General features: G+C 67.1%; 23 protein-coding genes. 11 read left to right on the top strand and 12 right to left on the bottom strand.

The window, feature by feature from the left end:
- Positions 1-34 precede the first annotated feature (34 nt).
- The 4 genes from R2733_00940 to R2733_00925 are packed head-to-tail and all read left to right on the top strand — an operon-like array spanning position 35 to position 5,784.
- Positions 35-1,660, top strand: a complete 1,626-nt coding sequence (locus tag R2733_00940) for an alpha-amylase family glycosyl hydrolase (GenBank protein ID MEZ5375045.1) — start codon at positions 35-37, stop codon at positions 1,658-1,660.
- A gap of 14 nt (positions 1,661-1,674) precedes the next feature.
- The gene (locus tag R2733_00935) at positions 1,675-2,364 is read left to right on the top strand and encodes a VC0807 family protein (GenBank protein MEZ5375044.1); all 690 of its coding nucleotides are present in this window, start codon (positions 1,675-1,677) and stop codon (positions 2,362-2,364) included.
- Between the two features lies 1 nt (position 2,365).
- Complete coding sequence (locus tag R2733_00930) at positions 2,366-2,983, top strand: hypothetical protein (protein ID MEZ5375043.1); 618 nt, start codon at positions 2,366-2,368, stop codon at positions 2,981-2,983.
- The gene (locus R2733_00925; protein MEZ5375042.1) at positions 2,980-5,784 is read left to right on the top strand and encodes a cation-translocating P-type ATPase; all 2,805 of its coding nucleotides are present in this window, start codon (positions 2,980-2,982) and stop codon (positions 5,782-5,784) included. The genes R2733_00930 and R2733_00925 overlap by 4 nt, the downstream gene beginning before the upstream one ends.
- On the opposite strand, the gene R2733_00920 is transcribed toward R2733_00925, so the two are convergent.
- The 4 genes from R2733_00920 to R2733_00905 form a co-directional block, all read right to left on the bottom strand.
- Positions 5,760-6,062, bottom strand: a complete 303-nt coding sequence (locus R2733_00920; protein ID MEZ5375041.1) for a hypothetical protein — start codon at positions 6,060-6,062, stop codon at positions 5,760-5,762. The two genes, R2733_00925 and R2733_00920, sit on opposite strands and share 25 nt — an antisense overlap.
- A gap of 87 nt (positions 6,063-6,149) precedes the next feature.
- Positions 6,150-6,440 carry a hypothetical protein gene (locus R2733_00915; GenBank protein MEZ5375040.1) on the bottom strand — a complete coding sequence of 97 codons (291 nt, stop codon included), beginning with the start codon at positions 6,438-6,440 and terminating at the stop codon, positions 6,150-6,152.
- 136 nt (positions 6,441-6,576) lie between these two features.
- Positions 6,577-6,828 (bottom strand): YggT family protein, encoded by a 252-nt coding sequence (locus R2733_00910; protein ID MEZ5375039.1) that lies wholly within the window; start codon positions 6,826-6,828, stop codon positions 6,577-6,579.
- A gap of 163 nt (positions 6,829-6,991) precedes the next feature.
- Entirely contained in the window at positions 6,992-8,647 is a 1,656-nt protein-coding gene (locus R2733_00905) for an NAD(P)/FAD-dependent oxidoreductase (protein ID MEZ5375038.1), read from the bottom strand.
- An 88-nt stretch (positions 8,648-8,735) separates the two neighbouring features.
- On the opposite strand from R2733_00905, the gene R2733_00900 reads away from it, so the two are divergent.
- Positions 8,736-9,263, top strand: coding sequence for a hypothetical protein (locus tag R2733_00900; protein ID MEZ5375037.1), 528 nt, complete (start codon positions 8,736-8,738; stop codon positions 9,261-9,263).
- A 79-nt stretch (positions 9,264-9,342) separates the two neighbouring features.
- Here the strand turns inward: R2733_00900 and R2733_00895 are convergent, their stop codons facing one another.
- Positions 9,343-9,891 carry a CGNR zinc finger domain-containing protein gene (locus R2733_00895; protein ID MEZ5375036.1) on the bottom strand — a complete coding sequence of 183 codons (549 nt, stop codon included), beginning with the start codon at positions 9,889-9,891 and terminating at the stop codon, positions 9,343-9,345.
- A 157-nt stretch (positions 9,892-10,048) separates the two neighbouring features.
- Between R2733_00895 and R2733_00890 the strand changes: the two genes are divergently transcribed.
- Positions 10,049-10,714 (top strand): hypothetical protein, encoded by a 666-nt coding sequence (locus R2733_00890; protein ID MEZ5375035.1) that lies wholly within the window; start codon positions 10,049-10,051, stop codon positions 10,712-10,714.
- Here R2733_00890 and R2733_00885 read toward each other — a convergent pair.
- Both R2733_00885 and R2733_00880 read right to left on the bottom strand, forming a co-directional pair.
- Positions 10,708-11,442: a hypothetical protein gene (locus tag R2733_00885; GenBank protein ID MEZ5375034.1), complete on the bottom strand. Its 735-nt coding sequence runs from the start codon at positions 11,440-11,442 to the stop codon at positions 10,708-10,710. The two genes, R2733_00890 and R2733_00885, sit on opposite strands and share 7 nt — an antisense overlap.
- Positions 11,443-11,471: 29 nt before the next feature.
- A complete protein-coding gene (locus R2733_00880) occupies positions 11,472-12,092 on the bottom strand; it encodes a class I SAM-dependent methyltransferase (GenBank protein ID MEZ5375033.1) in 621 nt (206 codons plus the stop codon).
- A gap of 150 nt (positions 12,093-12,242) precedes the next feature.
- On the opposite strand from R2733_00880, the gene R2733_00875 reads away from it, so the two are divergent.
- Entirely contained in the window at positions 12,243-13,037 is a 795-nt protein-coding gene (locus tag R2733_00875) for an EAL domain-containing protein (protein MEZ5375032.1), read from the top strand.
- A gap of 63 nt (positions 13,038-13,100) precedes the next feature.
- Entirely contained in the window at positions 13,101-14,936 is a 1,836-nt protein-coding gene (locus tag R2733_00870) for an AMP-binding protein (protein ID MEZ5375031.1), read from the top strand.
- A gap of 27 nt (positions 14,937-14,963) precedes the next feature.
- Here the strand turns inward: R2733_00870 and R2733_00865 are convergent, their stop codons facing one another.
- Entirely contained in the window at positions 14,964-17,879 is a 2,916-nt protein-coding gene (locus tag R2733_00865; GenBank protein ID MEZ5375030.1) for an ATP-dependent DNA helicase UvrD2, read from the bottom strand.
- Between the two features lie 132 nt (positions 17,880-18,011).
- Here R2733_00865 and R2733_00860 point away from each other — a divergent pair, with 132 nt between their 5' ends.
- Positions 18,012-20,009 carry a S9 family peptidase gene (locus R2733_00860; protein ID MEZ5375029.1) on the top strand — a complete coding sequence of 666 codons (1,998 nt, stop codon included), beginning with the start codon at positions 18,012-18,014 and terminating at the stop codon, positions 20,007-20,009.
- 27 nt (positions 20,010-20,036) lie between these two features.
- Here the strand turns inward: R2733_00860 and ftrA are convergent, their stop codons facing one another.
- Positions 20,037-20,990, bottom strand: a complete 954-nt coding sequence (gene ftrA, locus R2733_00855; GenBank protein ID MEZ5375028.1) for a transcriptional regulator FtrA — start codon at positions 20,988-20,990, stop codon at positions 20,037-20,039.
- Between the two features lie 112 nt (positions 20,991-21,102).
- On the opposite strand from ftrA, the gene R2733_00850 reads away from it, so the two are divergent.
- Positions 21,103-21,516, top strand: a complete 414-nt coding sequence (locus R2733_00850; protein ID MEZ5375027.1) for a hypothetical protein — start codon at positions 21,103-21,105, stop codon at positions 21,514-21,516.
- Here R2733_00850 and R2733_00845 read toward each other — a convergent pair.
- The 3 genes from R2733_00845 to R2733_00835 form a co-directional block, all read right to left on the bottom strand.
- The gene (locus tag R2733_00845; GenBank protein ID MEZ5375026.1) at positions 21,503-22,024 is read right to left on the bottom strand and encodes an SRPBCC family protein; all 522 of its coding nucleotides are present in this window, start codon (positions 22,022-22,024) and stop codon (positions 21,503-21,505) included. The two genes, R2733_00850 and R2733_00845, sit on opposite strands and share 14 nt — an antisense overlap.
- Complete coding sequence (locus tag R2733_00840; protein MEZ5375025.1) at positions 22,021-22,401, bottom strand: metalloregulator ArsR/SmtB family transcription factor; 381 nt, start codon at positions 22,399-22,401, stop codon at positions 22,021-22,023. Before R2733_00840 ends, R2733_00845 begins: the two co-directional genes overlap by 4 nt.
- Positions 22,402-22,633: 232 nt before the next feature.
- Positions 22,634-23,527, bottom strand: a complete 894-nt coding sequence (locus R2733_00835; GenBank protein MEZ5375024.1) for a TauD/TfdA family dioxygenase — start codon at positions 23,525-23,527, stop codon at positions 22,634-22,636.
- 80 nt (positions 23,528-23,607) lie between these two features.
- Between R2733_00835 and R2733_00830 the strand changes: the two genes are divergently transcribed.
- Entirely contained in the window at positions 23,608-24,972 is a 1,365-nt protein-coding gene (locus R2733_00830; protein MEZ5375023.1) for a glutamine synthetase family protein, read from the top strand.
- The last annotated feature ends 15 nt before the right edge of the window (positions 24,973-24,987 follow it).

The following is a 24,987-nucleotide window of genomic DNA, read 5'->3' as shown; positions in this document are numbered from 1 at the left end:
GTCTACGTTGCGCACTCGTCTGCCGGAGCGGGGCGTGAGCCTGCTCGGACATGGGGTGGTCGGCTACTCGCTGTACCTCCGCTCGTTCGCCGATACGAACGGGAACGGCGAGGGCGATCTCCGGGGCGTGATCGACCACCTCGACCATCTCCGTGGGCTGGGTGTCGGACTGGTGTGGATCGCTCCGTTCTACCCATCGCCGATGGTCGATGGCGGTTATGACGTGATCGACCACTGCGGCGTGGATGCACGCTTCGGCACCCTCGATGACGTCGACGAACTGCTCGACAGCGCGCACTCGCTCGGGATGGCGGTCGTCGTGGACCTGATCGCCAATCACACGAGCAACCAGCACCCGTGGTTCATTGCTGCCCGAGCGAGCCGGTCGAACCCGTGGCACGATCACTACGTCTGGGCCGACCCGTCGGACGATGGCGGCCCACCGAACAACTGGGTGAGCTACTTCGGGGGACCGGCATGGACCTACGAGCCGAGCGTTGGCCAGTACTACCTGCACCTCTTCCACGCCGAGCAGCCGGACCTCAACTGGCGGCATGCCGAAGTGCGTCGGGAGTACGAGCGGATCCTGCGGTTCTGGCTCGATCGCGGCGTCGACGGATTCCGGGTCGACGTGGCCCAGGGATTGGTCAAGGACGAACACCTCCGGTCGAATCCGCAGACACGCTCGCTCGACCCCGGCGACGACCGCATCCGCCAGTGGCAGGCCTTCGAGCACGACCGCGACATCCTGCAGCCCGAGACACGCGACATCTTCCGACGATGGAAGCAGATCTGCGACGAGTACGGCGCCATCCTCATCGGCGAGGTGTCGGTCGACGATCCCGAGCGGTTCGCTCGCTTGCTCGGCGACGGCGGCCTCGACCTCGGCCTCTGGCTCGAGCCGATGCACGTGCCGTGGTCGGCCCATGAGCTTCGTCGTGTCCTCGGGGCACCGGTCCAGCTGACGACGAACCACAACAGCATCGGATGGCAGGTATCGAGTCTCGACGAGCCCCGGGCAGTGTCGCGATTCGGCGGCGGGGAGCGAGGGCGACGCCGGGCACTGGCGCTGTCGACGCTCATGGCCTTTCTGCCCGGCGTTCCGTTCATCTACCAGGGCGACGAACTGGGGCTCGAGCAGGGCCGGATCGACCCCGGCGACCGGGTGGATCGGGTGGGGGGCGAACCAAGCGCCGGACGCGACGGCTGCCGCACTCCGATGCCGTGGAACACTGGGCCGATGGCGGGCTTCACCGGGGGATCACAGATGTGGCTCCCGTTCAGCGCCGACGCTCCGTCGCGATCGGTCGCTTCTCAAACCGGTCAAACCGCAAGCAGCTTGGAGCGGCACCGTTCGCTTCTCGCCGCTCGTCGGCACCATTGCCCCGACCCCAACACCGCGGTGGAATGGCTCGATGACCTGATGCCTTCGCTGCTCGGATTCCGACGTGGCGAGTTGACCGTGATCGTCAACATGGCCGACGAACCGACGACCATCGCGCTCTCGGGGAAGATCGTGTTCGATTCGCAAGGATCGGCCGGCCCCGACGTACTCACCACCTCCGACACCGACGTCAACCTGGTTCACCTTTCCGAGGCGCAGGCGGTCGTGGTTCGATCCTGGCGCTCCTCCCACTCCGGCCCCGCCGGATACGAATGAAAAGAGCAATCTCCGTGCAGCAACCGCTGATCATTCCCGGACCCGGCGCGGTCCTGCGTCACTCGTGGCCGAACGTGCTCGTCGGGAAGGTGGTCCCGCTGGTCCTCTTCCTGAGCTTCCTGCGCCTGATCGGCACGACGGGAGCCCTGATCGCCGCGCTCGGGTGGTCGGTGGCCGTTGTCATCCATCGCCGTCGTGCTGGGCGTGAGGTCCCGGGGCTCGTCCTGCTCAGCACCATCGGCCTGGCGGCGAAGACCGTCCTCGCCTTGGCCACCGGCAGTCTGGTCGTCTACTTCCTTCAGCCGACCATCACCACCGCCATGGTGGGCGTGGCCTTTCTCGCCTCCGTGTTGATGGGGAAGCCACTGGCCGAGCGCCTCGCCGGCGACTTCTGCCCGTTCGATCCCGAGACGGCGGAGCACCCGCTGCTACGGCTCTTCTTCGCCCGCCTCTCCCTGCTGTGGGCGGCTACCAGCCTGGCCAACGCCGCGGTCACACTGTGGTTGTTGTTCACCCAGTCGGTGACAACGTTCGTGATCATCAAGTCGTTCATGGGGCCGACCTTCACCGCCGCGACACTCGGGATCGCAGCGGTCTGGTTCCGGTTCAGAACCCGGCAGGACGGTGTGCAGCTGCACTTCGCCAAGACGATGGATCTCGGCTCGGCCAACGTCCTCGTTCCCGAGTTGGCGACGGCGAAGTGACATGGAGGTCGTCGCCCACCGTGCCGGGAACGATCCCGTCGCGCTCCGAGCGGCCGAGGGGATTGCCGACCTCATCGAACTCGACGTCCACCGGGACCGAGGCCATCGGGTGGAAGTCCGGCACGCAAAGCGACTGTGGCCAACGCGGCGACTCTGGGAGCGCTGGTATCTGCTGCCCCGCGACGCGGTGTCACCGCAGCTCGACGAAGTCCTCTCCGCTGCCCGGTCCGACACGGGACTGTGGTTCGACCTCAAGGGCGTGTCCACGAACCTCACTAGTCGTTTGCTCGAACTCGCCGAGTCGGGACAACGCCCCATCGTGGTGTCGTCGAAGTCGTGGTGGCTCCTCGGTCGGTTGACCGGCACCCCGAACCTGCGCACGTTCCGCTCGGTTGGGAATCGCTTCGAGCTACTGCTGCTGTTCTGGCTGCCAACACGCGTGCAGACTGATGGCATCGTGGTGCACCGCCGACTCCTGTCACCGCGGATCCTCGAGCGCCTGCAACATCGGGGTCCGGTCTTCACATGGAACGTCACCGACCACGCCATGCTCGCCGACCTGTCGGAGCGAGGGATCGCCGGTGTGATCCTCGATGATCTCGACCTGGCACGCCCGTGACCATCGGGTCTGCCGGCGCGGCCCCTTGGGCCCGAGAGGCGGAGGACGTTGTCGCCGACCTGGCCAGTGACGCCAGCGCCGGGCTCACGTCGGACGAAGCCGAGCGACGTCTCCAGACGGTCGGGGCGAATGCGCTGAGGACTGTCGAGCCCCCGTCGTGGCTTCGCCGGATGATCGCCCAGTTCGACGATCCGCTGGTGCTCCTCCTGCTCGCTGCCGTGGTGATCTCACTCGTCGCCTGGATCCTCGAGGGGGCGAGCGGCACGCCGTACGAGGCCGGCGTCATCGGTGTCATCGTGGTGGTGAATGCCGTGCTCGGGCTCTGGCAGGAGGCGAAGGCCGAGGCAGCGGTGGCGGCGCTGGCGAAGATGACCGCGCCACTGGCAAGAGTGGTGCGAGACGGCAGCACCGTCGAGATCCCGACCAACGCGGTGGTGCCCGGCGACGTGTTGCTTCTCGGCGAAGGTGACACGGTGTGCGCCGACGCCCGACTGCTCCAGGCCGAGACGCTCATGGTGGCCGAGGCGGCGTTGACCGGTGAGAGTCAGCCCGTGATCAAGGACCTTTCGGTGGTCGACGGTCCCACCGTCGTCGGCGATCGGACCAACATGGTGTTCTCGGGAACCGCCATCTCGGTCGGCCGCGGCCGAGCGATGGTCACGGGCACGGGCATGTCCACCGAGATCGGCCGCATCGCCGGTCTGCTCGAACAGGCCGACGACGACCCGACACCACTACAACTCGAGATTGCCCGAGTCGGTCGCTTCCTCGGTGCCGTCGTCGTTGCCATTGCCCTGGTCGTGATCGTGGCCATTCTCGTGACCTCCGACATCGACTCGGGGGCGGCGCTGGTGGACGTCCTCCTCGTCGGTGTGTCGCTGGCGGTCGCAGCGGTGCCCGAGGGCCTCCCTGCCATCCTCGCCGTGGTGCTGGCGCTCGGTGTGCAGCGGATGGCAGCGAACAACGCCATCGTCAAGCGGCTGTCGTCGGTCGAGACGCTCGGCTCGGCGTCGGTCATCTGCTCCGACAAGACCGGCACGCTCACCACGAATCAGATGACGATCGAGCGGGTGTGCACGGCGTCAGGCTGTGTCGAGGTGACCGGTGTCGGCTACCGACCCGAAGGCCAGGTGCGTTGGCACGGCGAACCACTGGCGCCGGGGCCACTGTGGGACGAGGTGCAGCTCGTCGTCGGTCGCGGCAGTCTCGCCAACGATGCAGCAACCAACGAGGTCGAGGGGGAGTGGACGATCAGCGGGGACCCGACCGAGGCGGCGTTCCTCGTCGCCGAGGCCAAGCTCGGGCTGACATCGGAGCGTCTGCGACGGTTCCGGCGAGTCCACGAGGTGCCCTTCTCGTCCGAGCGCAAGCTGATGACCACCGTCGATCTCGATCGTGACGATGAGCGTCGACCTCTGGTCGTCACCAAGGGTGCGCCCGACGTCTTGCTCGACCGATGCTCGCACGAATGGTGCGCCGGGCGCGTGGTGGCGATGAGCGACGAACGCCGACGCCAGATCGCCGAGACGGTCGATGCCATGGCCGACGACGCGCTGCGCACGCTGGCCGTGGCGTATCGGCATCTCGACCATGCCGACGACCTCGGCGGGATGCCCCTCGAGGATGAGCTCGTCTACCTCGGCGCGGCCGGTATCATCGACCCGCCTCGCCCGGAGGCGGCGGCTGCGGTCGCCGCCGCTCACGACGCAGGGATCCGTGTGGTCATGATCACCGGCGACCACCCGCGAACGGCGGCGCGCATCGCGGAGCAGTTGGGCATCGTCGAGGCGCAAGCCTCGGTGGTGACCGGGACGCAGATCGATGCGATGTCCGATGACGATCTCGCTGCCGCTGTGGTGACCACATCGGTGTATGCCCGGGTGGCGCCGGAGCACAAGCTACGAATCGTTCGGGCGCTGCAGTGCGACGGCAGCGTGGTGGCCATGACCGGTGACGGCGTCAACGATGCGCCGGCGCTGAAGTCGGCCGATATCGGTGTCGCGATGGGGCAGGCGGGAACGGAGGTCTCCAAGGAAGCCGCCGACATGATTCTCGTCGATGACAACTTTGCCACGATCCTCGCCGCTGTGGCCGAAGGGCGAGCGATCTTCGAGAGCATCCGCAAGTTCCTGCGTTATCTGCTGTCGTCCAACATGGGTGAGGTCGCAGCGATGTTCTTCGGTGTCGTGCTCGCTAGCCGTCTCGGACTTGACGACACCGGTGAGGTGATCGCCGCCCCGCTGCTCGCCGTGCACATCCTCTGGATCAACCTGTTGACCGACACGGCGCCCGCGCTGGCGCTCGGTGTCGATGCCCCGATCGGTGAGGTGATGGATCGGCCGCCCCGGCAGCTCACCGACCGGGTGATCGACCTCGAGATGCAGCTCGGCATCCTGTTCACCGGGCTGGTGATGGGCGCCGCCACCCTGGTGGCGCTCGATGCCACGCTGGCTGGCGGGTGGATCGAGGGCGACGGCGACATCGTCGCAGCTCGGACCGTCGCCTTTACGACCCTCGTGTTCGCCCAGCTGTTCAATTGCTTCAGCAGCCGATCGGCGCGCCACAGCGCCTTTGCCGATCTGTTCGGCAACCGGTTGCTGTGGCTCGCCGTTGCTGCTTCGGTGCTCCTCCAGTGGCTGGTGGTGCACACCTCGGCCCTCAACGCTGCGTTCAGCACCACGCCCTTGTCACCTCGACAGTGGCTGATGTGTGTGGCGCTGGGTTCCAGCGTTCTGGTGGTCGACGAGACGAAGAAGCTCGCCGTGCGCCACTGGGCTCAGCGGTCGCCCGGCTCGAGGTAGTGCTGGCGGACGAGCAACTCCTCGACCTCGGCCGTGGTGTCGCTGCTGCGGCGACGGCTCACCGACCGGTCGGGAAGTTCGGGCTCCTCGTCATCGAGATAGTGCACGATCTGCTCGTCTTCGTCGCCGATCAGGCGCCGGGACTTCTTGCGCTGCACGTGGAGCGCACGTTCCTCGGGCCCGGGCCCGTTGTCGTCGTAGGAATCGACCTCGTCGTCGCCGGGAAGGAACTCCCACGGCGTCTCGGAGCTGCCGGCTGCAACGCTGCGATCGGTCATGTGTCCAGTGTGAGACGCTCCGCGCGAGTGCACCAGGGACATCGGTCCCTGGTGCACTCCCTTCCGCCGCGTCGACGACGAGATCGGTCAAGCCTTGCTGCGCAGCTGGCTCGTCGCCTGGTTGACGGTGGTGGCTACGGCGTCGATGAAATGGCGCCCCGCGTCGCGAACGTCTCGCTGCACGGCCTCGTCGGTCGCCGCGTTGGTCAACATGTCGACGGCGTCATCGATGGCCTCGGCCAGTCGGTCGAGCGCTCCGGTGACCTCGTCGTCATCATCGGCGAACTCTTGCTCGGCGTGCAGCTTGAGCTTCAGCCCGAGCGACGACAGCCGATCGCCGACCTTTCCCCATGCCATCCTCACATCTGTCTGTGTCATCGCGAGACCTCCTGCGTCCGATCTCCACCGTGCTCGGCGGAGATGGACCGGAGATTCCGTGTCGGTCAACGATCGCTCAACTCACCGTCGATGCGCGTTCCACTGACGTCGGTATCTGGCCGATCCCGGTCGGGGGTCAGAGTCGGCTGACGAGGGGAACGAGCACGAAGTTGATGCCGAGGATCACGAGCAGCGTGGAGAAATCGACGCCGGAGGTCGGAGGGAGGAGGCGTCGGATCGGGGCAAGGACCGGCTCGGTGATGCGGTAGAGCAGGTCGACTGCGGGATAGATCGGTGAGTTGGGGCGGATCGGGAACCAGCTGACGATGGCACGTGCGACGAACACGAGCGACACGATCTGGAGGATGAGGACCAGTGTCGAGGCCATCAGCGGATGGTGCTCGATGGCACAAGCGATGCGGTGGCGGTGATGGTCGATCCATTCATGACGACGATCATGGCATGCCTGGTGGCCGCCGGGGTGTAGCCGTCGGGGGTGAGCAGGACTTCCGTCGCGGTTGTCGGGCGGTGCGGCAGGCCGAGGTCCCGGATCAGTCGAACTCGACGCCCTCGTAGTCGTTCGCCGCGACCTCTTCCAGGAGGCTGCAGAACTTGGGGTATCCGCCGTTGTAGACCATGTGGCGGAACGTGCCTTCCTCGTGGCCCTCGACGTTCGAGTTGTAGCCCGTGAACCAGCTCTTGGCGTTGCGCATCAGCATCATCTTGTACATGTCGCTGACGTGTTCAGTCCACGCCTGCTCGGCTTCGGCGGTGGCCTCGGCTCGGGTGTGGTCGTGCTCCCACAGGTACTGGAGGAAGTCGGTCGCCCAATCGACGCCGGTCTCGATGCCACGTGGAAAGTTGGTGGAGGCCGAGCCGCTCTGCGGTCCGGCGATCATCACCAGGTTCGGGAATCCGTGGATCATCGTGCCGTAGAAGGTGGACGGGCCGTCGCGCCACTTGTCGGCGAGGAGTTGCCCGTCGGTGCCCTCGATGCGGATCTTGTCGAAGGCACCGGTGATCGCATCGAATCCGGTGGCATAGACGATGACGTCGAACTCATAGTCGCGTTCGGTGGTGCGCAAGCCGGTGGGCGTGATGCGCTCGAGTGGAGTCTCTCGAAGGTCGACCAGATGCACGTTGTCGCGGTTGTAGGCCTCGAAGTAGTTGGTCTCCATGGGGACCCGCTGCACGCCGAACCCGTGATCTCGGGGAATCAGTTTCTCGGCGACCTCGGGATCGTCGACCCGCTGCCGGATCCGATCGGCGATGTACTCGGAGAACTCGGCGTTGGCCTCTTCGTCGACGAAGATCTCGGCGAAGTTGTTGAGCCAGATGCCGAAGCCCGAACCGTCGTAGAGCTCGTCCCAGCGAGCGATGCGTTCCTCGCGAGTGAACTTGTAGAACCCTCGCCGGTCGGGTGAGTGGATGAAGCCGCCGGGCGATTGGGCACATTCGGCGAAGATCTCGTCGTAGCGTTCGCGGATGTCAGCCATCTCTTCGTCGGAGATCAGACTGTTGTTCAGCGGCGCACTCCAGTTGGGGCGGCGTTGGAAGACCGTGAGATCACCGACCTTGTCGGCGATCTCGCCGATGACCTGGATGCCGGTGGCCCCGGTGCCGATGACGGCCACGCGCTTGTCGGTGAGGTCGATGGGCTCCTCGGGCCAATGGAACGTGTGGAAGGACTGCCCCTCGAAGGAGTCCATCCCCTCGAGCTTCGGGGGTGTCGGAACCGAGAGCAGCCCGATGGCGGTCACGACGAATCGGCAGGTGAGGGTGGAGCCATCGTGGAGTTCGAGGTGCCAGAGCCGTTCGCCCTCGTCGAAGCGCATGGCGAGCACCTTGGTGTCGAAGCGCATGTACTGGCGGAGGTCGAACTTGTCGGCGACGAAGTTGAGGTAGCGAAGGTTCTCGGGCTGGCTGGAGAAGCGCTCCTTCCAGTGCCATTCGTCGAGGAGTTCCTTCGAGAAGGAGAACCCGTAGCTGTAGCTCTCCGAGTCGAACCGTGCCCCGGGGTACCGGTTTCGATACCAGGTGCCGCCGAGGTCGCTCTCGCCCTCGAGCACGATGGCATCGACACCGAGGTCGGTCAGCCGCTTGATCTGGTAGATGCCGCCCACGCCGGCGCCGATGACGATGACTTCGTGGTCGGGACGGCGCGTCGTGATGGTGGCGGCGGAGGTCTGTTCCTGTTGCTCACTCACGTCGAGCATCCTCACACTGCGGCCGAAGCTCCGCAATTTGGCGCGGAGCTGATTGTTCTCCCGTTGATGTCAGCTGCCAAGATGCCGCATGGGATCGAAGAACAAGAAGAACAAGAAGAAGCACGCATCGAGCAACGGCGGTGGCGAGACCGCAACAACATGCGAGGGGGCAGGTTCGTCGTCGACGCCGAGTTTCTTGGGATTGCTGAATGCCATCGCCGTGGCCGAGACCGAAGCCGAGTGCTACCTCACCGGCTGGGCGGCAACGACCGACGACCCCGATCTGGCCGAGACGCTGCGATTCGTCGCCATGCGTGAGGGCGAGCACGGCAAGGCGTTCGCCAAGCGCATGCTCGAGCTGGGCTACGAGGTCCGCTGGCCCGACTCGGGTCGGGTCGACGCCCGGATGGCCATGGCCTGCTCCTCGATGACCGACCGGGAGAAGTTCTCGGCCTTCGGTATCGGCAACAAGCCGGGTGGGCCGGATGTGTTCGACGCCATGTTCGAGGACAAGAACCTGGATCCGGTCACCGGTGGCCTCCTGGGCCGCTACATCGCCGAGGAACGCGACTCGGGTCGTCGGCTGTACGCCGCCCGCAAGGCACTGCGGAGCTGAATTGGTGCTGCGAAGCTGATCGGCCTGCGGAGCAGATGGGGCACTGCGGAGCTGAATTGGTGCTGCGGAGCTGATCGGCTCAGCCCGAGCGTCGTCGGGCGCGGTGGTCGGCGGTGTGGGTTCGGCTGGCGCAGCGGCTGTCGGAACAGAAGCGGCGGGAGTGATTGCGGGTCTGGTCGAAATAGAGGTTCTCGCAGTCGGCCGCGCCGCAGCGGCCGAAGCGGAGCGTGCCGTGGTCGCAGATCTCCTGGGCCAGGGCCATCACGACGTCGGTGATGACCTGGTCGTCGAAGGTGGCGTTGGCGGGCGTCCAGTGGATGTGGGGACCGATGCCGTCGTGGCTCTGGACGGCCGGGGCGACGGCGAGCTCGGTGAGTTGTTCGTTGATGCGGCGAGTGGCCTGGGCGTCGTCGGCGTCGGCGAGGTGATCGAACAGCGGAAGAAGTTCACCCAGCCGATCCACCAGCCGTGACATCGACGCTTCCGACGCGGTCGGTGCCCGGGTGAAGCCGGCTTCGCTCAGCATGGCCCGAGCGTCGAGGTCGCCGGCCGCCAGCGCGTTCGCCATCTCGAACGAGACATCGATCGTGATGGCGATCTCGGATTGGATCGTTGAACCTACGTACACGGACCAATGGTACCAACCAGGTTGCCGTGCGGACCAAAGATCCGATAGAACCTTACGTCTAGGAGCAAGGTGTCGATAGCTCCTTACGTACTGGGTTGAATCGTCGACGGCGGGCCATCGCTCGTCCGTCGTCGGATCGTCGTTCGAGGAGGATGGCATGGCAGGTGAGACGGGTGTGGTGTTGGCGATGGCCGTGTTGGTCGCGAACGTGCTGGGGGCGGGGATGATCGTGCCGCAGGTGCTCCACCTCCGCCGGCATCACTCGACGGCCGGCGTGTCGCCGTCGTGGGTCGGGGTCGGCATCGCAATGAATCTGTGGTGGGTGAGCTACGGCGTCTCGCAACAGCTGTGGGGCATGCTGCCGGTTTCGGTGGTCGGCGTCGCGCTCTACGGCGTGATCGCCTCGGAACTGCGACGATGCGACGGGTCGGGCAGCCTTCGGCTGGTCGTTCGGGGTGGCCTGTTGATTGCGTCGGTGCCGCTGCTCTTCCTGATCGTCGGCGGCTGGGCATCGGCGGGCGTGGCGATCGGCTCCATCTACGCCATCCAGTTCGCTCCCGCCGTGGTCGCCGCGCTGCGGGCCGACGATGTCTCCGGGATCGCCCGAGCAACGTGGACGATGGCGCTGGGGGAGGCAGCCATCTGGTTCGTCTATGGCTGGTCACAACGCGATCTGGCGCTCGGCATCGGCGGCGGTGGTGGAGCGCTGATGTCGGCAGTGATCCTGCTCCGGCTCGCTCACCTGGGACGACGCAACACGGCCCCCGCCGAATCGCCGGTCGACGTCGAGTGGGCGACGACGCCGACGGCGCCGGTTCAGTAGCCGGGCTGGGGGCGGCCCTCGAGTTCGTTGACGGCGTGCTGTCGAGCGTGCAGGGCGTCGAGCTGGGCCTGCAAACGGTCGTCGAGGTCGCGATCGCCCGGCGCCACCGCTGCGCTGTTGATCGCTGCGTCGAGGAGACCGAGCACTCGGTCTCGTAGCTGGTCGATCTCATTGGCGATGACCGGTGAGCGCAATCCGCCGCGTTGGACCGACACTTCGTCGGCGGTGACGAGCGCGTCGAGCCGCGACACACGCTCGGCGATGGCTCGTCGGTCCTCGTTGCTCGACCAGCCTCGTGCCTTCAACTCGTCGGCGGCTTCGGTGATCTGGACGAGCGTGGCCCGGAGTAGGTCATCGTGAGATCGAGCGCCAGCGGCCGAGCCCGCTTCGGTGATCGGGTGGCTGCGAGTCCACCAGAGATGGCAAGCGAGCGGGCCCAGTGCGAAGACGGCGGTGAACGCAATGAACGCCGCGGTCTCGCCGGCCGACTCGGTCGCCGGGCGATCGGCGACGGCAGCAATACCTCCCGCCAGCCAGACCAGTGCCCACAGCACCCATACGATGCGGAACGCGTTGCGGATCCGCTTTCGTCGGTCGATGCGCCGGGCCGAATCGTCGGGCACCTGCGCTCGGATCGAGCGATGGGGCGGTGTGGGCACCATCGGCGGCTGTGGTGCTCCGGGTGCAGGTGGACGCCCGGGAGGCGATGGATGTGGTCCCTCGGTCACGGCCGAGAGCATAGTTTGCGCCGGGATGGTCAGCCCGCAGTGCCGGCTCGGCGTGCGAGGACGGCGATCAGGAAGTCGGAGTCGGTCGTGAACGGGCGAAGGTCCCACGTTCCCACGTCGAGGAGCCGGACCAGGCCGACTGATTCGGCGTCGGCAAAAAAGTCGTCGAAGGCGTAGTCGCGACCGGCCCCGAACCCCACCACCAGTCGTCCGTCGTCGGCGAGCAGGTCGCAGAGGTTGGCCAGCACCGCTCGACGGGTACTCGGGGCGAGGAAGGTGACGACGTTGCCGGCGCTCACGATCAGATCGAACGGGTCCGACACCCCGTGAGCCGCCAGGTCGAGGTCGGCCAGGTCGGCCACGATCCAGGTCGAGTCCGGGTGCTCGCTGCGTGCATGGTCGATCAGGACGGGATCGAGATCGACGCCGACGACCTCATGGCCCAGTTCGGCGAGGCGAGCGCCGACGCGCCCGGGCCCGCAGCCGGCGTCGAGAATGCGGCTGCCACGGGCTGCCATGGCATCGAGCATGCGGGCCTCACCGTGGAGATCCTTGCCCTCTGCTGCCATGGTCTGGAACCGCTCGATGTACCAGGTGGAGTGACCGGGGTTCTTGGTGGTGAGGGCGAGCCAGGCGTTCTGATCGGACATCGGGTCAGCGTAGTGACCGGTCGACCGCACCGCGAACAGCAGCCGACCGGCACGGCATGGGGCAAATGGCTCAAGTTCTCGGCCGGCGTGGTCGATGGTCGTCAGGCACGTGATCAGGTCCGCGGTCACGTCGTGTAGACGGAGAGCCACATGTTCACGACGCTGAGTCCACCCACCCGAACCGTCGGCGAAGAAGGCCTCCGTTGGGCGGAACGCATCGAGCGAGCGTTGCGTGGCGAGGGCGTTCGCACGGTTTTCCAGCCGATCGTGGATCTGCGAGCGAAGGCGGTCGTTGGGTACGAAGCCCTGACCCGGTTCGCCGACGGCTCCGGTCGCTACCTCGGGCCGGAGGAGTGGTTTGCCGCGGCCCACGAGTTCGGTGCGGGCGCCGATCTGGAGGCAACGTGTTTGTCGCTCGCGCTGTCCCATCGGTCGTCGCTCCCGGAGAACTGCTTCCTCAGTCTGAACGTCGACCCGGATGCCCTGCGCTCGCCGCGGGTCCGCCACCTGTTGCACGACGAAGGCGACCTCGACGGCGTCGTGCTCGAGATCACCGAGCACCGACCGTGGTCGTGGCCGATGATGGCGTCGGTCGTGGCCGAGCTGCGCTCAGCCGGCGCGCGGTTCGCAATCGACAATGCCGGCACCGGACAGACCGGGCTTCGTCAGCTTCTCGACGTCCGTCCGGACGTGCTGAAGCTCGACCGCGGGCTCGTCGAGAGCATCGACAGCGACGAGGCCAAGGAAGCGCTGGTCGAGATGATCGAGTTGTTCTCCCGTCGCATCGGCGCATGTGTGCTTGCCGAGGGGGTCGAGACCTTCGAGGAGGCGGCGTGTCTGATCTCCCTCGGGGTCCCGCTTGCCCAGGGCTATCTGTTCGGTCGCCCGGCCGATCCGTGGCTGGACATGCCGACGGCGACGAAGCTACAGCTCGGGTCGTTCTGAGGGTTCCGTGGTTCTCGGCGTTGGGAGGTTGACAGCGTCGCCAGGGCGAACCAGATTCGCCCGATGGAGACAGCCTTGGTCGATGGCGAGCCGCGAGTCATCGTGGACTCGCGTGCCGACGGCACCCTGCTGCTGACGAATCCCCGCAGGCTCGGGCCGCTTGAACGCAGCCTCGTGCACGTGTTGCTCGACCGAGCGGAGGCGACGCCCGACGCCGTGCTGCTGGCCCAGAAGCGGCCGGACGGTTCGTGGGAGGAGCTTCGCTACGGTGAGGCCGTCGAGCGGACTCGCTCGACTGCGCAGTGGCTGCTCGATCGAGGAGCCGATGTCGATCATCCGCTGGCGCTGCTGTCGCCGGCGTCGATCCAGCATTTCGTCATGGTGTGGGGCGCGCAGATGGCACGTGTTCCCACGGTGCCGGTGAGCTTGTCGTACTCGACGGTCGCCGGGGCATTCCCCAAGTTGGCGGCCGTCCTGGATCTGGTGGCACCGAGCTTCGTTTTCGCCGAAGACCTGTCGGTGCATGCGTCGGCGCTCGAATCCATCGGCTTCGCCGACGACGGCGTCACCTACATCGGTGCGCCAGGGAATGGCGGAGCGGTTGCTGCGTCGACGCCAATGGTGTCGTTCGAAGCGGTGTCCGCCACGGTGGCGACCGCCGACGTCGAGGCGTCGATCGACGCCATCGACCACGACACGATCACGCGCTACATGTTCACCTCCGGCTCCACTGGTATGCCGAAGGGCGTCATCCACGACCACGGGATGGCATGCGGCCAGCTCGCGAGCAATGCGGCGAGTCGTGGTTTCGGGTTCGGAGATCGGGCCCCCAGGGTGCTCGATTGGATGCCGTGGAGTCATGTCGGTGCCGGGGTGATGCGGCTCAACGGCGTGATCGCCAGGGGCGGCTCGGTCTACCTCGACACCGGCCGTCCGGTGCCCGGCCAGTTCGAGGCCACCATCGAGAACATGCGCCAGGTGCGGCCGACCACCTACAGCGGAGCACCGCTGGGGTGGGCAGTGCTGACCGACGCCCTCGAGCGCGATCCCGGGCTCGCCGAGCTGTTCTTCGCCAACGTCGACACCATGCAGTTCGGTTCGGCGGCCATGCCGGCGCCGCTGGCCGAGCGACTCGAAGTGCTCCATCGTCGGCACACCGGCGAGCGGCTCGTGATGGGAACCAGCCTGCTGTCGACCGAGGTGAGCATCGGGCTGCTGCGGGATTGGCCGTGCGACGACCTCGACGTGCTCGGTCTCCCGGCCCCGGGGGCCGAGGTGAAGCTGCTGCCAGTGGGCGGTGGCCGGTACGAGATCCGGATTCGGTCGCGCGGCGTCACGCGTGGGTATTTGAAGGCGCCGGAGAAGACCGCTGAGGCGTTCGACGACGAAGGCTTCTTCTGCATGGGCGACGCCGTCCGGTTCTGTGACCCGGACGACCCGCAACGCGGTCTGGTCTTCGCCGGTCGAGTGGCCGAGGACTTCAAGCTGCAGAGCGGAACGTGGGTCAGCGCCGGGGCGCTGCGTTCGCAGGCCGTTGCGGCGACGTCGCCGCTGGTGCGCGACGCCGTGGTCTGCGGGCTGAACCAGGACCATGTCGGGCTCATGGTGTGGCTCAACGCCGAGCAGTGCGTGGCGGTTGCAAGCGACGACCCGATCGAGTCGTCATCAGCGGTGCGCGCCGCCATTGCCGCCGGTCTCGCTCGGCACAATGCTGCGCATCCGAGTTCGTCCACCCGAATCGACCGGTTCCTGATCCTCGACGAGCCCCCGGACCCGGGCGCCTACGAGATCACCGACAAGGGCTATGTCAACCAGGCGGCGGTCCAACAGCGGAGGGCCGACTTGGTACAGCGGCTCTTCGGCGACGACGATCCCATTGTCACCGTGGTCGGCTCCTGACGGCCGAACGTGGCTCGGCCGGCTGCGTCATGCGTTGATCACTCGGAGGATGGCCTCGCCGTACTTGTCGAGCTTGGTCGGCCCGATGCCCTTCACTCGACCGAGGGCTCGAAGCGTCGTCGGTGCTGCCGCCGCGATGGCGACGGCCGTCTTGTTGTCGAAGACCACGTAGGCGGGCTTGCCGTCGCGCAGTTCGTGACGCAGTTCGACCAGCCGGTCATACCGTGCCTGACCTTGCTCATCGAGTTCGGCCTGGGGGTCGCCGGCCTTGGCCGACGATCGTGTCGTGGTGGGCGGTGGGGTGGCGTGGAGCCGCACCGGCGCGCTCTGCGACGGTTCGTTGGAGAGTTCGGCGATGAAGGGACTGGGGTGCGGCCCGGTCACGATCGTGGCTTCGCTGCTGGCCCGGGTGATGCCGACATGGAACAGCCGACGTTCCTCCTCGACGTCGTCGGCGAGTCGATGGGGGTACTGCTCGTCGTCGGCGAGGTGCACCACGACATGGGGCCATTCCTGCCCCTTCACCCGATGCACCGTGGCGAGCACGACGCCGTCGTTTGATCCCCGAACGGCAAGTTGCGAGCGCAGCCACGAGCCGAACGTGGCCGGGTCGTCGTGCAGGCGAGCCAGTTGACCGATCGCCGTGAGGTCGTCGCTCTGCGCTGCACGATTCATGCCCCGTCGGTGCACGTCGAGTGTGGTCACGGCCCCAGCCAGCCCGATGTCGTCGATCAATGACGTGACCAGTCGGCTCGTCGTCGCACCGGAGCGGGCAAGCCGCTGCAGCGCTGCAATGTCGCCGGTGAATCCTCGGAGCCGGTCGGCGTCCTTGTCGTTGTTGAGCCGGTCCGCCAACCGTTCGAGATCGTCGAGGCTCGCCTGTTCGGCGATCCAGTCGTTGATGCGGGGGTGGAAGGATCGCGATGGTCGGCGCAACGCCTCGCGCACGTCGTCGGTGGCGAACCGTTGGCGGCCGCCGGCACCGGTCGTCGCCAGCGCGATCCAGGCGAGCACGGTGCGGATCGCCGTTCGTTCGGCGAACTCGGGCCCGACGCCGCCGTTCACCGGAATGCCGGCAACGCCGAGGGCCACTTGTACCGGGGCGAGCACGGCGTTGACTCGCGTCAGCACGGCGATGTCGGAGGGTGTCGCGCCGTCGGTGAGCGCCGCTCGAACCGACGCAACCGTGGTGGCAACGGGGTCGGCCGACGACTCGGCTCGCCAACCCGACGGATCTACCGAACTCGCTCGGATGGTCTTGTGGACACGGCGAGTGTTGTGTCGCAGGAGTCGATCGACGGCGTCGACGATGCCGGCCGGACATCGGTAGTTGACCTCGAGGGGGTGCGACTCGGCCCCCGGGAACAACACGTCGAAGTCGATGAGCCATGCCGGATCGGCGCCGTTGTAGCCGTAGATCGTCTGGTCGTCGTCGCCGACGCCGAACACGGCACCGCCGGGCGAGGCGAGGAGCCGGATGAGCAGCACATGGGCGGGCGTGAGGTCTTGGAACTCGTCGACGAGCATGACTCGGCAGGCCCGCTGGGCCGTGGCCCGGGCGTCGGGCTGGGTGAGCAGCACCTCGAGCGCCCGGTAGATCTGGTCGTCGAAGTCGACTGCCCCGGCTCGGGCGAGCTCGGCCCGATACGACGGCCACATCTCGGCCAGCCCGTCGACGTCACCGTCGTAGCGGGCCTCGACGTCGCTCGGATCGACAAGGCCGAGGCGAATGACGCTGAGTGCCTCGATCCACGGAGCGACCGGGTCGGCATTGCGGCGGCGCGGAAACGAGACGAGCTTGCCGATGATCCGGCGGACCTCGATCTCGCCGATGGTGTTCCATCGCTTGGGTTGGGGAGCGAACGGAGGGGTGCCGTTCACGATCGCCAGGCCAATGGCGTTGAGTGTCCGGATGCCGAGCATCGGAAGGTCGTCGGTGCGTTCGGCGATCTCCTCCTGCGCCCGCTTGTTGAAGGCAACGAGGCTCACGGCACTGGGTGGAACGTTCCAGTTGATGAGCAGATGCCGTGCGCGCTCGGTGAGGACCCGGGTCTTGCCCGACCCGGCAGGCGCGATGATGCGTGCCGTGCCACCTGCGTGGGTGACCGCAGCGAGCTGGTCGGGAGCGAGATCGGCCGTTGCGACGTTGGGGCCGGGGACGGCGGGCGCTCGGTGTTCGATCGAGACGAAGGGGACGACGGCAACACCGTCGATGGGGTCGGTATGGCGGAACGGTCCTCCATCGATCCACACCCGAAGGCCGGAGGCGAGTTCGACGTCGGCGGTCCCGTCGCCGACCGGGATGGCGCCCGCAGCGATGGCGGTGTCGAGCCCGATCCACCGAGGCTGATCAGGCTTCCGGAGGTCGACGCTGTTCGACCACACGTGGTGCCACAACTCGTCGAGCTCGAACGCGAAGGAGGGATGTAGTTCGTGAGGTGGGCGTCGCTCGATCGATGCCGGCGGTTGCTCGAGATCGACGGCGAGTTCGATGGCGACGCGCCGCCGAGCGAACGCCGCATCTCGCAGTCGCTGCAGCGTGTCGGTCGGGCGGGCGAGTGTCGTCGCGTCGATGACCACCCGCTCCGCGGTGTTCCAGGGTGGCGGTGGTGTGACGCCGGAGGTGACGACGGCGTTGCGTCCGAGCTCGTCGGGGCCGGGGTGGGCCGGCGCAGCGCCTCGGCGGGCCTCGATCGGCGCGACGCGGGGCGGGAGCGGTCGGGGTGCCGGTCGGCGCTCGTCGTCGTCGAGCGGGGGAGGGAGGTGTTGGTCTTCCACCCTGTCTGGCCACGGCTCGGGCATCGGTTCGGCGGACGACGCGGGGCCGGTGGCCGCGTAGCTCGCCGTCGTCTGCATTGTCGGCTCGTCGTGTTGCTGCCAGCACTGGCGGACTTGGGCCGCCGTCTCGTGCTCGCCCCCGCAGTACACGCACGCAATCGCCATGGAACGAACCTACTGCGGACGACTGCCGATCTCACCCGCGCTGCGCCGTCGTGAGCGTCCGGCTGGATCGTGGGCGAATGGGTGGCGCAGAAAGCTCCGGCCGTAGCCCAGCCGTGGCGCTACCGTCTCGGGATGACTGGGAACAGCGACGCAACAGATCGGTCCCCGCACGCTGCGGTTGCCCGAGATCACCTGCACGGATTGACCACGGTGGGAGCGCCGGCGCTGTCGCCCGACGGCGGCCGCCTCGCGTCGGTGGTGCGAACGGTCGATCTCGACGCCAACCAGTCCTCGTCCCGGGTGTGGCTCGACGGTGCGCCGCTCACGGCGGGACCGAAAGATGCCGGCCCGGTGTGGTCGCCCGACGGGCGCTGGTTGGCCTTCACGAGCCAGCGGAGCGAGACGAAAGGGGAGGCGACGCTCCACGTGCTGCCGGTCGACGGGCCGGGCGAGGTCCGCCAGCTCTGTGCGATGCCCGACGGGCTCGGGGACGTCGCGTGGTCACCCGATGGTCAATGGCTCGCGTTCACCAGTCGCACTCGCGACTCGCGCTACGAGGCGAAGGACGAGTCGTGGCAGTCGCCCCGCAAGGTCGAGCGGTTCTTCTCGCGGTTGAACGGCGAGGATTGGGTTTTCGACCGGCCCCAGCACCTGTACGTCGTTCGCGCCGACGGCACCGGCTCGCCTCGGAACCTCACACCTGGACCGTTCCAGCACACGGGGATCTCTTGGTTGGCCGATTCGTCCGGTGTCGTCACCAGCGCGCAGCGCCACGACACCTGGGATCGTGATCTGGCCGAGGACCTCTATCTCGTTCCGCTCGACGGAGAGGTGGTGGCGCTCACGCAGCAGACCGGGTTGTACGGCGGCCCGTCGGTCTCGCCCGACGGTTCGCTGGTCGCCTTCTACGGAGTCGACGACTCACTTCTGTTCCCACAGAACTTCCGCATCGGTGTGGTGCAGACCGACGGCTCGGATCGTCGCTGGATCAGCGAAGGGCTCGATCGGACCTTCGTCTGCACGGCAGGCGCGGTCGCCCCGGTCTGGCTCGACGACGCCACGCTGCTGGCGACGGCCGAGGACCGCGGGGAGACCCACCTCTACCGACTGACCGTCGATGGTGCCACGCCCGAGCCGATCACCTCCGGTCCGATCACGGTGGGCGCGTTCTCCGCTCAGGGGGGCGCGTTGGCAGCGGCGATCAGTCGTGTCGACCAGACCCCCGAGCTCTGGCTCGCCGAGGGCGACGCCGAGCTGAAGCGGGTGACGTCGTTCAGCCGGTCGTGGCGGCAGTGGGAGAAGTTCACGGCCCCGTGTGCCGACGGAAGTGGCGAGATCGACGCGTGGATCATGCGTCCCGAGGGCTTCGAGGAGTCCGGTTCCTATCCGGTACTGCTCAACGTGCACGGCGGCCCGTTCACCCAGTACGGGGAGCTGTTCTTCGACGAGGCCCAGATGCAGGCGTCGGCCGGCTTCGTCGTGATCATGTCGAATCCCCGGGGCGGCAGCGGTCGTGACACGGCCTGGGGGCAGGCCATCAACGGTCGCAAGCAGAAGGCCGCACCCGGGAGCGGGTGGGGCTCGGTCGATGTCGACGACGTGTTGTCGGTGCTCGACGCGGCGCTCGACCGGTACTCGTTCTGCGACGGCGAACGGGTCGGCATGCTCGGCGGAAGCTACGGCGGCTACATGGCCACCATGCTCGCCGCTCGCCACGGCGACCGGTTCTCAGCGATCTGCTCCGAACGAGCGGTCAACAACTTGCTCAGCGAGGAGTGGGCGAGCGACATCGCCACGGCGTTTCGCACCGAACACGGTGTGGATCCGGTCGAGGACCCCGAGGAGTATCTGCGGATGTCGCCCAGCACCATGGCACGCGACATCCACGTGCCGATGCTGCTGATTCACTCCGAGAACGACCTGCGGTGCCCGATCAACCAGGCCGAGGAGCTGTGGGTCACCCTCCGCCTGCTCGGGCGTGACGTCACCTTCTATCGTTTCCCCGGCGAGGACCACGAGCTGTCGCGCAGCGGGTCGCCGGTGCATCGTCAGATGCGTGCCGAGATCATTCTCGACTTCTTCGCCGAGCACCTTCGTCCCGCCAGCCCGAACTCCACCGACTCCGCCTGATCTGGGTGCGGCGCCCGGCCGCTCGCCTCAGCGGGCGAACGTGGCTCGATAGCGAGTTGGTGTGGTGTGGGTCTCCCGCTCGAAGTGTTTGCGCAGGTTGGCCGCACTCCCGAAGCCGGCACTGATCGCCACGGCGTCGACGCCGAGGTCTGTGGTCTCGAGCAACTCCTGGGCCCGCAGTACCCGTTGCCGTGTGAGCCACCGATGCGGCGACAGTCCGGTGTCGTTGGTGAACCGGCGGGCGAAGGTGCGTTCGTTCATGCAGGCGTGAGCAGCGAGGTCGGCCACGGCGAGCGGCTGGTGGAGTCGCTCGACCGCCCAGTCGATGGTGGCGGCGAGTGAGGTGGCGCTCTCGGGTGCCACCGGTGCCGAGATGTACTGGGCCTGGCCGCCGTCACGGTGGGGTGGGACGACGAGGCGGCGCGCCACCTGGTTGGCGGCGGTCGGACCGTGGTCTCGTCGGATGAGATGGAGTCCGAGGTCGAGTCCTGCTGCGCTCCCGGCCGAGGTGAGGAGCTGACCGTTGTCGATGTAGAGGACGTCGGGCTGCACGTCGATGGCCGGGTAGTCCTGCTGCAGTCGCTCGGTGTAGCGCCAATGGGTGGTGGCTGATCGTCCATCGAGCAGTCCGGTGGCGGCCAGCACGAAGACGCCCGAGCAGATCGACATGAGTCGGGCGCCACGGTCGTGGGCGACTCGCAGCGCATCGAGCAACGGCTCGGGCGGCCGCTCGGCGGGGTTGCGCCAGCCCGGGAGCACGACGGTGCCTGCGGTCTCGATCCGTCGGAGATCGGTGGGAGCGGAGATCGTGACGCCGCCCAGGGTGCGGAGCGGACCGGGGTCGACCGACACCACCTCGAAGTCGTACCAGTCGACGTCGAGCTCGGGTCGGGCGAGGCCGAACAGCTCGGTGGCGACGCCGAACTCGAACGCACACAACCCGTCGTACGCGACTGCGACCACTGACCGATTCGTCACCATGGCAGGATCGTAACGAACAACGTCATATCTGCCACTCGATCGGGTGGTCGGTTTCGAGGATCGTGGAGGCGTCGCAACGAGCGACAACCCCGAACAGAAGGACACGCCCCCGATGACCACCTCCACCCCGAGCCACGTGACCGCCATTCCCGCTGCGAGTAGAGCGGACGCCGCCCGGCACTTCGAGTTGCTGCTCTCGCTCGAGACCGACTGCTGGGACGTGCACGAGTCGATGCAGGGCGGGGCACCGGATTTCGTCCTGCTCCACGTGAACGGCACGCAGGCCGGGTTCGACGACGCCCACATCCCGGGCGCCACGTACTTCCCGCACGCCACGATCAACGAGGACACCTTGGCGCCGTATCCCGCCGACACGATCTTCGTGGTCTATTGCGCCGGCCCGCACTGCAATGCCGCCGACCGTGCCGCCGCCCGGCTCGCCCGTTTCGATCGTCCGGTCAAGAAGATGATCGGGGGTAAGGTCGGCTGGCTCGACGAAGGCTTCGAACTCGTCAGCTCCCGCTGAGCTGGGCGGTGTAGAGCTGCTCGTAGCCGGAGGGATCGGCGTCGATGAACGGTGGCGGTGCGTCGGTCTCGACCAGTTCGCAGAGCTGGTCGAGGCACACGTGGTAGCCAGCGAGCACGAGTTCGGCGCCCGGGCTCTTGCTGCCGAGCCGGACAACGAGGGTCAGGATGGTGCCGCCGTCGTTCGGCGCGAGGTCGTAGGAGATCAGCTCGTCGTCCCACTCCCAGGCGAAGCGGGTGAACGGTTCCCAGGTGATGATGCGGCCGGTGAGGGTTGGCTCGTCGATCTGGTACTTCTGGGCGACATCGTCCCAGAACGGCACGACGAGCTCGGCGCCCGGTGCTCGGTCGCCGATGATGTCGCACGGCATCCAGTGCCGGAGCTGGTCGCTCTCGGTCAATGCTCGCCACACCCGTTCTGGTCCGTGCGACAGGTGTCGTTCGAACTGGAGGTAGGTGCCGGACTCGTCTCGGCGGACGGTGCCGAGCGGGTGTCGTGGGTCGGTCATGGTTGATCCTTCGTGTGTCGTGTCGTGTCGGTTGGGTCGAGGTTGTGTTGGTCGAGGTTGTGTGCGCCGCGGTCGTCAGCCTGGGAATCGAGGTGGCGCTCGAGGGCGTCCAGTCGGTTCGACCAGAGCTGGCGGAACGGTTCGAGCCAGGCGTCGATCTCCAGCAAGGCCGCAGGCTGGAGTCGGTAGAGCCGTCGATTGGCATCGGCCCGCACGGTGACGAGCCCCGCTTCGCGCAAGACCTTGAGGTGCTGCGACACCGTGGGCTGGGACAACCCGATCGTGTCGACGATCGCTCCGGCCGGTTGTTCGCCGTCTCGCAGGAGGTCGAGGATCTCCCGTCGATTGGGCTCGGCCACCGCGGCGAATATCTGCATTCGCCAATATTGCTGTCTGCCGATATTCAAGTCAAGCTTGATCCGGCCACGCGACAAAGCTCAGGGCCACCCAGCAAACCCAGAAAAGCTCAGGGGCTCCCAGCAAGCAGCTGCTGGGAACCCCTGAGCTATTCCGGAACTGGCGGTAGCCCCTTCGCTTTGGACCGAGGTCGATGACGGTGCGACGGGCGCGGTGGTCAGCCCATCGACCGGCAGGTGGACCGGGAGGCGGTCAAGAGGCGGTGGTGATCTCGGGCGAGTCGTAGTTGAGGGCGAGCTCGGTGACCGGGTTGCCGGCGATGCGGGTGTGCCACATGCGTCGGGGTTCGGTCAGGTCGAAGGGCACCGCGCAGTGCATGAGGCGACGGTTGTCCCACACGACGACATCGCCCGGTGACCAGTGGTGGTAGTGCATCCACTGCGGCTGCACCGCACGCTCGTTGATCGAGTCGACGAACTGCTCGGACTCGGCCGGGTCCATTCCCACCACGTTGTGGGCATGGCGGCCGACGCAGAGATTCGGCAGGCCGGTGTCGGGATGGATCTTCACCATCGGGCGGAGCGGGACCGTCCCACCGTGGTAGCCGTAGAACGAGTAGCCGCCCTCGTTGTTCGGCGATGGCAGGTAGCCGGCGCGGCCCTGGCTGTACTCGAGCGAGTGATGCGCCTGGAGGTCGACGAGTTGGCCCTTGGTCGCCTCGTCGAGCGCGTCGTAGGCGGCGCGCATGTCGGCGAATCCGGTGGAGGAGCCCGACGGCGGGACGATCTCGGCACTGAACACCGCGCCCATCGCCTGCACCGGCATGTAGGTGCTGTCGTGGTGCCAGCCCTCGTTGCCTCGCAGCGACTTGACCAGATCGTCGGCCGGATCGGCGTGGATTCTGTCGTCCTTGTCGAGGTTCGAGATGGCGGCGGCGCCGAACTCGAGCGGACCGAAGCGACGGGCGAAGTCGTCCTGCTCGGCTTTGCTCAGGGTCTGATCGTGGAAGACGAGCAGGCCGTACTCGACCCACGCTTCACGCAGCGCAGGCCAGATGGCGTCGGTGACGTGCGCCAGTTGGATGTCGTGGATGTAGGCGCCGAACGACGCGTCGATCGGCTCGATGTGCAATGTCGTTTCCCCCATGGTCCGGACACTAGTGGAGCGGCTGCCGGCCGACGAAGGCAGGTCGGGCCCGGGTCGGGGCCATGCGTCATGATGGGTCGATGCAACTCGACGATCTCGCCAGGCACATCGACGACGGGACGATCGACACCGTCGTGGTGGCGTTCACCGATCACTACGGCCGGCTGCTGGGCAAGCGGCTCGATGCTCGCTTCTTCGCCGAGCACATCGCCGAGGGCGCACACGCGTGCGACTATCTGCTCACCGTCGACATGGAGATGGAGCCGGTGCCGGGCTACGCATCGGCGACGTGGGAGAAGGGCTACGGCGACTTCCACCTCGTGCCCGACCTCACCACGCTTCGCCTCGCCGCTTGGGCTGATCGCACGGCAATGGTGCTGTGCGATGTGCACGACGACGTGGCTCATCACCACGTGTCCGTGGCGCCCCGGTCGATCTTGCGGGCGCAAGTCGAGCGAGCGGCGAGGGCCGGCTTCGAAACGGCCTGCGCGTCGGAGCTCGAGTTCTTCCTGTTTCGCTCGAGCTATCGCGAGGCGCAGATGCGTGGGTATCGCGAGCTCGAAGCAGCCGGTTGGTACGTCGAAGATTACCACCTCCTGCAAAGCGCTCGGGTGGAAGACGTGATGGGCCCGGCGCGGCGAGTGCTGTCGGCCTCGGGCATTCCGATCGAGAGCACCAAAGGCGAGGCAGCCGTCGGTCAGCACGAACTGAACGTTCGCTACGGCGACGCGCTGACGATGGCCGACCACCACAGTGTGATGAAGCACGGGCTCAAGGTGCTGGCCGATTCCCTCGGCGTGAGCGTCTCGTTCATGGCCAAGCCCGACGCCTCCCAGCCGGGGAGCAGCTGCCATCTCCACCTCAGCCTCTGGGCCGACGGTCGCAACGCGTTCGCGGATCCTTCCCGGCCGGATGGCCGCGGTGATGCGTTCCGCTGGTTCCTGGGTGGCTGGATGCAGCACACGCCGGCGTTGATGGTCTGTTACGCCCCGACGATCAACTCCTACAAGCGATTCCAGTCGGCGTCGTGGGCGCCGACGCGCGTCGCCTGGTCGACCGACAATCGCACGGTCGGGTTCCGGGTCGTCGGTGACGGCCGGGCCGGTGACGGTTCGTCGCTTCGTATCGAATGTCGGATTCCGGGCGCCGACGTGAATCCGTATCTGGCGTTCGCCGCTGCACTCGCCAGCGGACTCGACGGCATCGAGCAGCAGATCGAACCGCCGCCGGAGTTCAGCGGCGACGCCTACGTCGACGACGGCCTTCCCTCGCTCCCGGCCACGCTGCACGAGGCTGCCGAGCGCTTCGGGTCGAGCGACGACGCCCGTCGGCTGCTCGGCGACGATGTGGTCGACCACTATCACCACTTCGCCCGCTCCGAGATCGCCGCCTTCGACCGCAGCGTCACCGACTGGGAGATGCGCCGCTACTTCGAGCGCATCTGAGGGCCGCTCTCGCCC

It is taken from the genome of Acidimicrobiales bacterium, from assembly GCA_041394265.1.
Taxonomy (GTDB): domain Bacteria; phylum Actinomycetota; class Acidimicrobiia; order Acidimicrobiales; family SZUA-35; genus JBBQUN01.
Note: the sequence above shows the minus strand (reverse complement) of the source record. Positions and strands in the feature narration are given on the sequence as shown.

Excerpts from the sequence above, each read along its gene's own strand:
- R2733_00860 (MEZ5375029.1), top strand. The coding sequence starts at position 18,012 with ATGACTGGGAACAGCGACGCAACAGATCGGTCCCCGCACGCTGCGGTT.
- R2733_00910 (MEZ5375039.1), bottom strand. The coding sequence starts at position 6,828 with ATGGCCTCGACACTGGTCCTCATCCTCCAGATCGTGTCGCTCGTGTTC.
- R2733_00835 (MEZ5375024.1), bottom strand. The coding sequence starts at position 23,527 with ATGGGGGAAACGACATTGCACATCGAGCCGATCGACGCGTCGTTCGGC.
- R2733_00920 (MEZ5375041.1), bottom strand. The coding sequence starts at position 6,062 with ATGACCGATCGCAGCGTTGCAGCCGGCAGCTCCGAGACGCCGTGGGAG.
- R2733_00930 (MEZ5375043.1), top strand. The coding sequence starts at position 2,366 with ATGGAGGTCGTCGCCCACCGTGCCGGGAACGATCCCGTCGCGCTCCGA.
- ftrA (MEZ5375028.1), bottom strand. The coding sequence starts at position 20,990 with ATGGTGACGAATCGGTCAGTGGTCGCAGTCGCGTACGACGGGTTGTGT.
- R2733_00840 (MEZ5375025.1), bottom strand. The coding sequence starts at position 22,401 with ATGCAGATATTCGCCGCGGTGGCCGAGCCCAATCGACGGGAGATCCTC.
- R2733_00875 (MEZ5375032.1), top strand. The coding sequence starts at position 12,243 with ATGTTCACGACGCTGAGTCCACCCACCCGAACCGTCGGCGAAGAAGGC.
- R2733_00850 (MEZ5375027.1), top strand. The coding sequence starts at position 21,103 with ATGACCACCTCCACCCCGAGCCACGTGACCGCCATTCCCGCTGCGAGT.
- R2733_00880 (MEZ5375033.1), bottom strand. The coding sequence starts at position 12,092 with ATGTCCGATCAGAACGCCTGGCTCGCCCTCACCACCAAGAACCCCGGT.
- R2733_00870 (MEZ5375031.1), top strand. The coding sequence starts at position 13,101 with ATGGAGACAGCCTTGGTCGATGGCGAGCCGCGAGTCATCGTGGACTCG.
- R2733_00830 (MEZ5375023.1), top strand. The coding sequence starts at position 23,608 with ATGCAACTCGACGATCTCGCCAGGCACATCGACGACGGGACGATCGAC.
- R2733_00890 (MEZ5375035.1), top strand. The coding sequence starts at position 10,049 with ATGGCAGGTGAGACGGGTGTGGTGTTGGCGATGGCCGTGTTGGTCGCG.
- R2733_00865 (MEZ5375030.1), bottom strand. The coding sequence starts at position 17,879 with ATGGCGATTGCGTGCGTGTACTGCGGGGGCGAGCACGAGACGGCGGCC.
- R2733_00915 (MEZ5375040.1), bottom strand. The coding sequence starts at position 6,440 with ATGACACAGACAGATGTGAGGATGGCATGGGGAAAGGTCGGCGATCGG.
- R2733_00900 (MEZ5375037.1), top strand. The coding sequence starts at position 8,736 with ATGGGATCGAAGAACAAGAAGAACAAGAAGAAGCACGCATCGAGCAAC.
- R2733_00845 (MEZ5375026.1), bottom strand. The coding sequence starts at position 22,024 with ATGACCGACCCACGACACCCGCTCGGCACCGTCCGCCGAGACGAGTCC.